This is a genomic window from Paenibacillus sp. RU5M (genome assembly GCF_900221055.1).
Lineage (GTDB): Bacteria > Bacillota > Bacilli > Paenibacillales > Paenibacillaceae > Paenibacillus > Paenibacillus marchantiae.
Genome location: NZ_OBQM01000004.1, coordinates 1 through 11,501 on the forward strand (window position 1 = coordinate 1; position 11,501 = coordinate 11,501).

The following is an 11,501-nucleotide window of genomic DNA, read 5'->3' on the forward strand; positions in this document are numbered from 1 at the left end:
CAAAACTAAAAGGCATGAGTCCGGTACGGTACCGGATTCATGCCCAACAAGTTGCTTAAAGATATAATGTGTCTAACTTTACGGGGTCACTTCATGATCCGGTGGTTTTTGGCTATGGTATGTCAAAGCAGGCTCCAACAAGGCTTTGCCCTACTTAGTTTATCTAGAAGAAATATATTCCGACATAATTTGAATCTTCAATTAGAAATCAAAGTTGTCCGGGTCGGGTCCAACGCGAACATCTTCGTTCAGAGCGCTAATACGCTCCATCTCATCATTGGACAATTCAAAGTCGAAGATGGAAGAGTTCTCGACGATACGTTTTTCCTTGGTAGACTTGGGAATGGTGATGACACCGTTTTGCAAGTCCCAGCGCAGGATGACTTGTGCTACAGATTTACCTTTTGCAGTGGCAATTTCGGTCAGAACCGAATTGTCCAGAAGTTGACCCTGCATCAGCGGCGACCAAGCTTCCAATTGAATTCCGTTTTTCTCACAGAATGCTTTAAGTGGAGCTTGAGTCAGACGAGGGTGGTACTCTACCTGATTAATTGCTGGCTTCACTTCAGCATCCTGCAACAGATCTTCAAGATGATGAATCTGGAAGTTGCTGACGCCAATAGCTTTAATGCGGCCTGCTTTGTACAGCTGCTCCATCGCTTTCCATGCGCCTTTGTATTTCCCTGCTTTTGGCCAGTGAATTAGATACAGGTCCAGGTATTCCAGTCCAAGTTTGTTCAGCGTTGTCTCATATGCCGCAAGCGTCTCATCATATCCGAGGTCTGCGTTCCACACTTTGGACGTAATGAACAATTCTTCACGTTTCAGATTATTCTCTCTCAATGCCTCGGCAATCGCTTGGCCTACACCGGATTCGTTGCCGTATATAGCAGCTGTATCAATACTGCGGTAACCGTGAGCAATGGCTTGTTTAACGGCCTCGATTAATTCAGCTCCTTCTTCTACCTTAAATACGCCCAGTCCGAACCAAGGCATATGAACGCCGTTATTTAAAGCTACTGTGGATTGTAAATGTTGTGCTGTCATGTGAAGTCCTCCTCATATTATGAATCAAAATGATAGTAACGATGTTAAACAATAAATTCTAGTTTCCTTCATTAAGTCATAGTAGATTAAATTCGAATTAACGTATTATACTAGATTAAAATAAAGGCGAAACCGGTTCCGAGTTGCAGCTTCAACCTAGGAAAGACGCGTGTTTAGGCTGATATCTGACCGAACCTCCTAACCTGTCTTAAGACTCTGATGGGGAATAGGGATCTTTACGATCAAGCGCTCTTGCCCAACCAGTCAGAAGAACAGCAGCCAGAACCATAATTGCACCAACCCATGTGGTATGAATCAGACCGATGGAATCTGTGATTACACCGCCCAAATATGCACCAATTGCGATACCTGCGTTAAAGGCTGCGATGTTGAAGGCGGAGGCGACGTCTTTGGCTTGTGGAGCATAACGTTCTGCGAGCGTCACGACGTACGTCTGAAGCCCTGGCACATTCATGAAGGCAAGCAGACCCATGCTGAGTATCGTGAGTAACGCTGCCAGCTTAAATGGAACTGTGAAATACAGTATGCCCAGAATGACGGTCTGGATGATAAACATATAGAAGAGTGCTCGGAGCGGATTGCGGTTGGCGGCTTTCCCCCCGATAATATTGCCGATAGCAATGGCGATCCCGTACAGCAGCAGAATTCCCGCGACCGTTTTCTCGGAATACCCGCTGATATCATGCAATAGTGGGGACAGATAAGTGAATACCACAAACGTTCCCCCATATCCCACGGCGGTAATGGCAAAAGCCAGCAGCAACCGTCCGCCTGTTACCAGCTTCAGTTGTTCTCGGAAGGCAGTTCGCGTTCCGCGTTGCAACGTGGATGGCACGAGAAGCATGTTGCCGATAAAGGCCACAACACCTACGACAACGATAAGAATGAAAGCTGCGCGCCAGCCCCAGTTTTGACCGATGAGTGTACCCAGGGGTACACCAGTTACTGTAGCAATGGTCAAACCAGAGAACATGATGGCAATAGCGCTCGCCCGTCGGTTTGCAGGAACCAGGTCTGCCGCAATGGTGGAACCAATGGACATGAATACTCCGTGTGCCAAGGCGGAGACAATTCGCGCAATGAGCAGCATGGTAATTCCACTCGAGAGCGCCGCCATGGTGTTACCGGCGATGAAAACAACCATAATGGCAAGCAGCAGCGTCTTGCGTGACACCGTTGACGTCAATGAGGTCAGAATCGGTGCCCCGAAGGTTACGCCTAATGCATATAAAGTAACGGTCAGTCCCGCTGTCGTTACGGAAATGCCCAGGTCATCTGCAATAAGGGGCAGCAGACCAACGCTGATAAATTCAGTGGTGCCGATGGCAAACGCACTGATTGCCAGCGCCAGCAGTGCCCAGGTACTGCGTTTTGAATCATGTAACATGTCTTGTTCAACTCCCCAGAATGTAGATTTACGTACCGGCAAATGCTATTATGAGTTATTCGACATAAAATGAATAGTACGTACTTTTTAGTACCCTACGTACTTTTTAGTGCCTATATAGCAATTGCTTTTATGAATAACAATTTCCGGGAGGACATTCAGCATGATCAGAAAGAAGTATAATATTTCAGTTGAAGCGACACTTGAAGTCATCGGTGGCAAGTGGAAATGCGTTATCCTCTGCCATCTGACACACGGGAAGAAACGCACTAGTGATCTCAAACGTATTATGCCCGCAATTACGCAGAAAATGTTAACACAGCAGCTGAGGGAGCTTGAAGATGACGGGATTGTGAACCGCATTGTGTATAATCAGGTACCTCCCAAGGTGGAGTATGAACTGAGTGAATATGGCCGAAGTTTGGAACCGATTCTGAATGCCCTTTGTAACTGGGGAGATCAGCACATTATTAAGGAATACGGAGACAAATTCTCAGTGTTAGAGGATAATGGGTTAAATGATTTTAACACGGACAATAAGGAGCTGATGAAGCCGTGAACTATGAAATTCTATATGATGGTGCATTTGCGATGCTTAAGGTGCAATTGCAACGGGGAGAACGGTTCAAGGCAGAAAGCGGGGCCATGGTATCCATGACACCAACCGTTGACTTGAAGGGATCTGCTGAAGGCGGTATGTTTGCCGGATTCGGACGGATGATCAGCGGCGAGAAATTCTTTTTTCAGGAATTAACGGCTGCAGGGGGATCTGCGGAAATTCTGTTGTCACCCTCCAGCATGGGGGATGTGGAGGCGATTGAACTGGATGGCTCCTATTCGCTCTACGTACAGAAAGATGGTTTTCTGGCCGGAACGGAAGGCATCCAGGTGAATACCAAAATGCAAAACTTGAAGAAAGGTCTCTTCTCAGGAGAGGGTTTCTTTATTATAGAGATCAGTGGGCGAGGAACAGTGTTCCTATCATCCTATGGTGCAATCCATGCGATTAATCTGGCTGCGGGTGAAGAAGTGATCGTGGATAATGCCCACTTGGTCGCATGGCCCAATTATATGAATTATCGCATTGAGAAAGCTTCACAAGGTTGGTTATCTAGCGTGACCAGTGGAGAAGGATTGGTATGCCGATTTCGAGGTGAAGGTACAGTCCTGATCCAGAGCCGTAATCCGCATGGATTTGGTCAATGGGTCAAGCAATTTATTCCTTCACGCTAATGTTTTCCGCTGAAAATGTACAACGTTGAAACGCATGCGTTCCGACAATCGTTATAAGATAGGATGAAGCTCAAGGTGTAATGATGGAGGTATATGAGATGGAAAGCTCACGGTATAAAAATGCTCAGGAAAGTCCGGGGTATCTGCTATGGCAGGTTACTACGATGTGGCAAAAGGAAATACGCAGGGTGCTCGAGCCTCTGGAATTAACACAACCCCAATTTGTATTATTGCATGCCTGTGTGTGGCTCAATGAACGCGATACAGTGGGCAAGGGGGTAACTCAGGTCCAGCTTGCGCAATTTGCCAATGTGGATGTTAACGTTACTTCTCAAGTGCTCCGTGCTCTTGAAAAGAGAGAGTTAATAACTCGCAAGCGTCATCTTACCGATACCCGTGCGAATATTATTACAACAACGCCGGAAGGAACTCGCTTGGCGCTTGAAGGTATTCATCTTGTTGAAGCCGCGGACAAGGTGTTCTTTGATGTGTTAAGTGATCGTAAGGATGAATACATGGAAATCATGCAGGAATTTATCCAACATAAAACAGATGTTTAATTCATAGAAAGATTTTTTCTATGCTTTATTAGACTACAGAGTGTAGTGAAGTTGTACCTCCCAGACTTTTTAGCCGGGAGGTTTTTTGTATTGGTTCAATTAATTCGATAAGTCGCAAATGGCTTACCATGACGGAAAGAGTCGCTGAGTTGATCGAGCTGCGAGATTATATCATCGGTCAGTTTCATGTCCAGGCTAGCCAGATTATGCTCCAGCTGTTCCGTGCTCGTTGCCCCAACGATAACCGTCGAAACAGCAGGGCGTGCCAGCAGCCATGCAAGCGACAGGACACTTGGAGAGCAGCCATACGCCGATGCCTTTTCGCTGACCTGCTCACCTAATTTAATATTGTGTTCCAGCAGGAAACGATTGAAGGCTGGATCGGTATCCGCTCTGGAACCGGAAGGCACGCCCGCTTCACCGTTGTATTTGCCTGTCAGAATGCCACCAGCCAGCGGGAAATATGGAATGATACCTACGCCTTGATCAAGACACATCGGTACAAGTTCAAGCTCAGGTGTGCGATCAGCCAGAGAGTAGCTGGTTTGGGCCGAGATATAACGTACGTATCCTTTCAACTCGCTGGTACCAAGGGCTTTCATCAGCTCCCAGGCTGCATAGTTGGAAGCTCCGATATAGCGGACTTTGCCGGAAGTGACCATATCGTCCAATGTGCGCAGCGTCTCATCCAGCGGTGTGTGCGGATCAAAGGTATGGATCTGATACAGATCCACATAGTCCGTTTGCAGACGCCGCAGGCTATGTTCAAGCTCCTGCTGCAAATGATAGCGGGAGGAACCGCGCCCATTGGGACCCTCATGCCGGGGAAGTCCGGCTTTGGTAGCAAGCACAGCGTTTTCCCGTCTACCTGCCAGGGCCTGTCCGATAATCCGCTCTGATTCCGTTCCGGCGTAGATGTTGGCGGTATCGATAAAATTGATTCCCTGATCCAGTGCCGTATGAATAATGCGGATTGAAGTCGGGTCGTCCGCCCGTTTACCAAAGGCATTGGTGCCGAGTCCAAGTGCGGAAACGCGCAGACCGCTATTCCCCAAACGTCGATATTCCATCGTTCATCACTCCTTCTGTGTCATTTCTTGTATAGCAGATTATAACGTAATCTATTGAAAACGTGTTATTAATATAGTTAAATGATTCTAAGACCGTTATTAAAGGAGATATGATGGAGAACAGTGCTGCACATTTAACCAGACGGAAGCCGAAGAAACCGAAGAAGAGATGGAAGAAACCTTTGATTATCATCCTGAGTACTTTGATTGTGCTGGGGGGGCTCGGATTTATCTATCAAAAGCAACTCGTTGTGTTTGCGTTTAACCTGTTTGCTTCGGAAACCGTAAAGGAAACGCTCGATGAATCCTTCAAGCCTGTTGGCGATAAGGACGCACCCGTTGTAGAACATACCGATCCATTCTCGCTGTTGTTGCTAGGAATTGACCAACGGGATAACGAACCAAGCCGTTCGGATACCATGATCTATTCTGTTGTTCGTCCGGAAGAAAATAAAGTGTTGCTGCTGTCAATTCCGCGTGACTCCTACACCGATATTATCGGCCGGGATGTGAAGTCGAAGATTAATTCAGCCTATGCACATGGTGAAGCCAAGATGGCGATGGATACCGTAGAGCATTTGTTGGAAAACAAAGTCGATTTCTATGCCGCGATTAATTTTAACGGACTCAAGGATATTGTTGATGCGGTTGGCGGTGTTGAATTGCCGATCAAGAAAAATATTGAGAACAAATTGAAAATCCATGAGAAGCTGTTTGTTGAAGCGAACAAACCGATCTACAGCGGCGAAGAAGCGCTGGGCTATGTGCGTTACCGGGAAGATTCCGATTTCAATCGGACGATGCGGCACCGTCTTTTTCTAAGTGCCTTCATGAATCGTGCGCTTGAGGTCAAAAACCTGACCAAGATCCCGGACGTTATCCAAATCGCTGGATCGAATTTTACAACCAACATGAACTCGGATTTCATCATGAAATTTGCCGAGTCTCTATATATGAAAGACAGCACGCCAACAATCAGCAATTACATGCTGAAGGGTGAGGGCGCAACGCGTAGCGGCACATGGTACTATGATTTGTCAGAGAGTGATCTGCAATATGTGCGGACCCTGCTTGCCAACTGGCTGGACCCGGATGCCACTGAAATTATGGAGCCGGAGACGCCGGATACGAAAGATCCGGCGTAAGCAAGTATCCGAGGCTCAGTAAGATGACCAGAAATTGTATACGTGTGTAGAATGACTATATCAATGAATGAGAGTCCTGGGAGCTGATGCTTCCCGGGCTTTTTGTTATGTAAGCATTTGATATAAATCCCATAACGACTTCCGATCCGCAGAGAACGGTTGAATGATTCTATTCCTTAAACCCCATTTTATGGCATACATATAGTAAAATATAGGGAATGAATTCAACATCAACCAACGGAGGAAGCTCATGAAAGAGTTCAAGGATCGGCTTCACCAGGTTCAGGAGCAGCAGAAGCAGCTGGTAAAGGAATATAATGCTCTGCTTCAGGACTATCAATCCGATGACCTGATCGTGCAGAACGAACAACTGCGAACGCAATATGAAGCGCACCAACTCAAGCTGCAACAGCTTGAATTACGCACACGGAAAATGGAAGAGGAGAATGCCCGTCTTCGCATGGCTCTATCCGAACAGATGCTGGATGAGAAAATGAATCTCATTCGTGTATCCCAGGAGAAGATGGAGACCTACTTTCGGGGAAAGACGAGTGTACATAATGATCGGCTCGTGGCGCATGAGCACCGCGCCAAAGTGAATTTGAATGCCATATTCAACCGAGCTTCAGAGGAACTTCAGGGTGACGCCAATGAGATGAAGGAAAGAATTGCTCATCTGGCTGCTGAGGTGCAGGAACGTATTGCATTGCATAGGCAGACCCTGTGGGAGAGGGAAGAGGCGCTGCGCGGACAGATGCAACAAGGATATGAGCATATGGCAGAAGAAGGCTTAAGCGAAGAGACCATTCAGCGGCGCATTCGCCAGAATCGGATGGAGATGAAGATTGGCCTGAGCTGGATCAACAAGGTCGCCATCCTGCTGATCATTCTTGGCGTTGGTGCAGCCTTTCAGTACTCCTACAAGACCTGGTTCAGCGATGAGGTGAAAGGGGTAGCGTTCTTCCTGCTTGGTGCGCTTATGCTTGCCGGGGGAGAATGGCTGTTCCGGCGTAAAAGACAAACGTTCGCGATGGGGCTGCTGGGCGGCGGGATATCGGTTCTGTTTGGCTCCATTTTCTACAGCTATTTTCTATTGCATATCATCGGGTTATATACGGGACTTGCCTTGTCGGTGCTGGTTTCGGCGTTATCCGTTCTACTTTCGTTAAGGTATCAGTCCAGGACGATCTGCTCACTTGGTCTGGTTGGAGGATATCTGCCGTTAATCTCCTATGTGGCCTATTTCGGCCTTCAAGGCTCGGCTGTTTATGTGGCCATGATTTATCTGTTGCTCCTGAACGGAATTATTGTATGGATTTCATTTGGCAAACGGTGGCCAATCGTGCACTATATCAGTTTTCTGTTCAACACACCGTCCATGCTCATCCTGTTATGGCTCTCACCAAGTGAGAAGATCGGCATGGTGTATTCCATTGTGACATTTGCATTATATCTCGGCATTACACTGGCGTATCCGTTTAAACATCGGGTGAAGTTAACCTGGTGGGACTTTGCACTGCTCGCCATGAATACGAGCATCAGTTGCCTGATGTTATATGTATTGTTCGATGCAGCGGGCTGGAATGACGCACAAGGTTTGCTTGCTCTGATTTTTGCTCTGGTCTATTTCGGGCTCGCCCGTTTTATCCAGCAGAGGATGCCTCAGGAAAAGCAGACCCTTCTATTGTTCTACGTGACTTCACTGACCTTTGCCATTCTGATTATACCGTTCCAGTTTGGTGCGAAGTGGCTGTCTATGGGCTGGCTGATCGAAGGAATTCTGTTGGTTACGCTCGGACATCTGAAGCGGTTCAAGTTGGTGGAACGTGCTGGATGGGGAATCGTGCTTCTGTGCATGTTCACCTTTGTGTACTACGACGTGCTGGTGCTGTTCATCATGGGGGAGCAATCCTATTTCATGCTAAAATACTCCTGCATCACGCTGGGTGCGCTGCTTATTACGCTCTATTACGCCTTGGATCGCAACGCCTCCCTATCCGGAGAGAAATATCATTATAGCCAGACAGAGCTTGGCTTTTTGAATGCATTCAAGTACATCACACTCGCCAATCTGTGGTTATATGTGCTGTATGAATCGAATGAATTGTATATGAAAGCAGTTGATGACTCATTCCTGTTATACCTGTTCTACAAATGGCTGTTGTTCGCTGCGCTGACCATTGCCATGGCCTATGGATTGGGTAAAGTGAGGCTTTTGCGTGATCGGATCGTGCAGGGTTATATCTTCTTCCTGCATGCGATGGGCTGTTGTATTGCACTGGCAGTAACGTTATCCATGCCGGCACTTCAGCCGGATGTTCAGCAGCACACAGCGGCTGAAGTCGTAGGTTTACTCGTATTAATTATCTTTAATGTGGGCGTGTTCTTTGCAGGAAGGGATCTGCTGATCACGGCAATCCGCGGGCAGTTCAAGAGCGTTGAATGGTATCCGGTGATCGCAGGGTTCTATCTGCTGGGTGTCATCACCGTGTTCTTGACGGTCCAGTTCCATTGGGGAGATGTAGGGCTGATGTTCAGCCTAATCTATCTGCTGCTTGCGATCCTGTATATCGCCTACGGGTTCCGAAGAAAATATGTAATGATTCGGCGCCTCGGTCTGGGCCTGACGTTGTTTTCCACAGGGAAAATGGTCTTCTATGATGTGGGACTACTTACATCCGGTAGCAAGATCATTGCCTATTTCAGCTTTGGCGTACTGCTGCTTGGCATTTCTTATCTGTATCAGAAGGTGTCGAGCCGGATGGAGGAAATTCAGGCTAGAGAGATAGAACAGTCTAATGAATCCGATCTGCCGTAGGATGAAAAAAACCAATTTTAGGATAGTCGATACAGCATTCACAATCTTTGGGGGGAGGGATACAACATGGGATTTGATCTGAGTATCATGTTATGGCAATTATTATGGATTGCTGGCTCTGTAGCTCTTATTGTGTATGGGTGGAGGAAACTTGGTATCAGAAAAAAGCGGCGCTGAGGGCGGGGGATGCCGTTGCAACATCGCTTTTGACATAAGTCATTATCGGATGAACTGATTGGTATCCATATCATAAATATGCATTAAAATGAGGCTCTTGAGCGCTGGTTTTTAGCGTCCAGGGGCCTTATTCTGATGAACGGATTATGATCTGAACCTCATTCAGAATAGCATGACCCAGCATAAGATGACATTCGTGAAACGTTTTTTCTGTTGATCACGTTATAATAGAGTATACTTACGGCTGGGTATTCAGTTGCAACCATGAAGTTTCGGTTGTGGTTATGCCTTTCAGTGATTCTCCGCGATCATCATTGATGCGGGAGAGCACCGTTAATGTAATGGATAGGGTGAAGGCGAGCAGCACATATATGAAAATGTTTTTTTTGTTCATGATGAGGGACCTCTCTTGTTGATTGGGCTAGGGCATGGATACGACTGTTATGAGAAAAAAGGCACAACGTCTGGTATAGTAGAGAAAAGCATATAACGATGCCTGTATACACTATATAAATTATTATGGATGCAAACAATGGAACAAATCTGATGAATTTATCATTATTTATGAACGAAAGCGCTCATAGAGATAGAGTGATATTTGAAGGTGGGAGAATAACATGCGGGAGACGGCAAAAATCGTCATTCGTACGCCAGGGCAGGAAAGTGACGGTTCGTTCGCTTATGTCAGCCAGGGGCGTTCTATTACAGTGGGGCGTTATACGGGTGGAGATGAACTGGACTTGTCTGTCTACAATCAGTTGATATCGAAGCGGCATTGCCGCATTCATTATGATGTGCAGCAGCAACTTTGGATTGAGGATCTGGATAGCAAAAATGGAACGGAATTGAACGGGCAGCGCCTCGTTCCTTATGAGAAATACCCGTTTGCCGAAGGAGACAGCCTGACCCTGGTCAACGGCTTGATTCAGCTCCGCGTAGAAGGGGATCTCGAAGAAACGAGAGAATATCGGCTATCTGAGCTGCTGGGCGAGGGCGTGCGTTTACAGGATCACCTGCAAACGGTGCAGATTGGAGAAGTGGAGATTCCACTGTCCAAGAAAGAGTACCAACTGTTCAAGCTATTGTACAGCCAGTTGGATCACTTTGTGACACGGGAGCAGATTGTCGGCCAAGTGTGGCCGGAGCGAAGCATGCTGGAGAGTGAGCCGGTAGGCATTGACGAGATTAACTCGCTGATATACCGGACGAATCGCAAGCTGGGCGTACATTTTACAATCAAATCGGTGTACAAAAAGGGTGTATACATGAAGTCCCATGTGCCGGACTGAATGCGTGGAATGAGCAGTGGGATGGAATGAGGTAAAGCCAAAATAGAATAACAAGAAGGAAGCTTCTGTCAGGTTTTTTAGACCTGGGGAAGCTTCTTTTGTTATGATGAAAGTGCAAATGCCACCTCTTAATTAAAATCCAAAGGGTTGAGGTTATGTTCATATTTCAATTTATACCATGGCTGATTGCTGTGGTGACACTTATATCGGTAGTATCCATCGTGCTGGTCAGTTGGAAAAATGGAATCTCACCGATGCCCACATCCAGCATCGTCAGGCAGACAGTCATTCAAGAGGTCAACCATATTCCCGGTTACGGTGACGTGATTGAAGCAGGCTCCGGCTGGGGAACGCTCGCACTGGACGTAGTGAGGCATTGTCCAGGCAAACGGCTAACGGGTATTGAAAATTCAATTGTTCCCTTATGGGCCTCCCAACTGATTGCTTTTCTAAGTGTCCGCTTACGGCGAGCAAAGGGAAAGCGCCATTCTCTGGAGGGACGGCTGCGATTCATCCGTGGCAACATCTATACTAGTTCATATGAACACGCAGATTGCGTCATCTGTTATTTGTTTCCTGGAGCAATGAATCGACTCGTCGACAAGTTCAATCGGGAGCTGCCTCCGGGAGCAAAGGTAATTAGCGTCTGTTTTGCATTGCCAGGCAAGGTACCGCTACGGACAATCACATGCCGGGACACGTTGCGTACCAAGGTGTATGTATATACGTTTTGAGCACTAACAAACCTACCGCA

General features: G+C 47.0%; 11 protein-coding genes. 7 read left to right on the forward strand and 4 right to left on the reverse strand.

Features of this window, described 5'->3' with window-relative positions; translation table 11 throughout:
* Positions 1 to 201: 201 nt before the first annotated feature.
* Entirely contained in the window at positions 202 to 1,047 is an 846-nt protein-coding gene (locus tag CRO25_RS13965; protein WP_079695410.1) for an aldo/keto reductase, read from the reverse strand.
* 208 nt (positions 1,048 to 1,255) lie between these two features.
* Positions 1,256 to 2,455: an MFS transporter gene (locus CRO25_RS13970; protein WP_079695411.1), complete on the reverse strand. Its 1,200-nt coding sequence runs from the start codon at positions 2,453 to 2,455 to the stop codon at positions 1,256 to 1,258.
* A 163-nt stretch (positions 2,456 to 2,618) separates the two neighbouring features.
* Here CRO25_RS13970 and CRO25_RS13975 point away from each other — a divergent pair, with 163 nt between their 5' ends.
* From CRO25_RS13975 to CRO25_RS13985, 3 genes are all read left to right on the forward strand, one after another.
* On the forward strand, positions 2,619 to 3,014 hold the full coding sequence (locus CRO25_RS13975; RefSeq protein ID WP_063567750.1) for a helix-turn-helix domain-containing protein: 396 nt from the start codon (positions 2,619 to 2,621) through the stop codon (positions 3,012 to 3,014).
* Positions 3,011 to 3,688: a TIGR00266 family protein gene (locus tag CRO25_RS13980; RefSeq protein ID WP_063567751.1), complete on the forward strand. Its 678-nt coding sequence runs from the start codon at positions 3,011 to 3,013 to the stop codon at positions 3,686 to 3,688. The genes CRO25_RS13975 and CRO25_RS13980 overlap by 4 nt, the downstream gene beginning before the upstream one ends.
* Before the next feature lie 80 nt (positions 3,689 to 3,768).
* Positions 3,769 to 4,248, forward strand: a complete 480-nt coding sequence (locus CRO25_RS13985) for a MarR family winged helix-turn-helix transcriptional regulator (protein ID WP_079695412.1) — start codon at positions 3,769 to 3,771, stop codon at positions 4,246 to 4,248.
* Positions 4,249 to 4,343: 95 nt separating this feature from the next.
* Here the strand turns inward: CRO25_RS13985 and CRO25_RS13990 are convergent, their stop codons facing one another.
* The gene (locus CRO25_RS13990) at positions 4,344 to 5,318 is read right to left on the reverse strand and encodes an aldo/keto reductase (RefSeq protein ID WP_079695413.1); all 975 of its coding nucleotides are present in this window, start codon (positions 5,316 to 5,318) and stop codon (positions 4,344 to 4,346) included.
* 110 nt (positions 5,319 to 5,428) lie between these two features.
* Between CRO25_RS13990 and CRO25_RS13995 the strand changes: the two genes are divergently transcribed.
* Together CRO25_RS13995 and CRO25_RS14000 are read left to right on the forward strand one after the other, a co-directional pair.
* A complete protein-coding gene (locus CRO25_RS13995) occupies positions 5,429 to 6,463 on the forward strand; it encodes an LCP family protein (RefSeq protein ID WP_306291809.1) in 1,035 nt (344 codons plus the stop codon).
* 250 nt (positions 6,464 to 6,713) lie between these two features.
* Positions 6,714 to 9,281, forward strand: a complete 2,568-nt coding sequence (locus tag CRO25_RS14000) for a DUF2339 domain-containing protein (RefSeq protein ID WP_079695415.1) — start codon at positions 6,714 to 6,716, stop codon at positions 9,279 to 9,281.
* A 415-nt stretch (positions 9,282 to 9,696) separates the two neighbouring features.
* On the opposite strand, the gene CRO25_RS33360 is transcribed toward CRO25_RS14000, so the two are convergent.
* A complete protein-coding gene (locus CRO25_RS33360) occupies positions 9,697 to 9,852 on the reverse strand; it encodes a hypothetical protein (protein WP_176854514.1) in 156 nt (51 codons plus the stop codon).
* Between the two features lie 223 nt (positions 9,853 to 10,075).
* On the opposite strand from CRO25_RS33360, the gene CRO25_RS14005 reads away from it, so the two are divergent.
* Both CRO25_RS14005 and CRO25_RS14010 read left to right on the forward strand, forming a co-directional pair.
* A complete protein-coding gene (locus tag CRO25_RS14005; RefSeq protein WP_079695416.1) occupies positions 10,076 to 10,747 on the forward strand; it encodes an FHA domain-containing protein in 672 nt (223 codons plus the stop codon).
* A 155-nt stretch (positions 10,748 to 10,902) separates the two neighbouring features.
* Entirely contained in the window at positions 10,903 to 11,481 is a 579-nt protein-coding gene (locus CRO25_RS14010) for a class I SAM-dependent methyltransferase (protein WP_079695417.1), read from the forward strand.
* Positions 11,482 to 11,501: the final 20 nt, after the last annotated feature.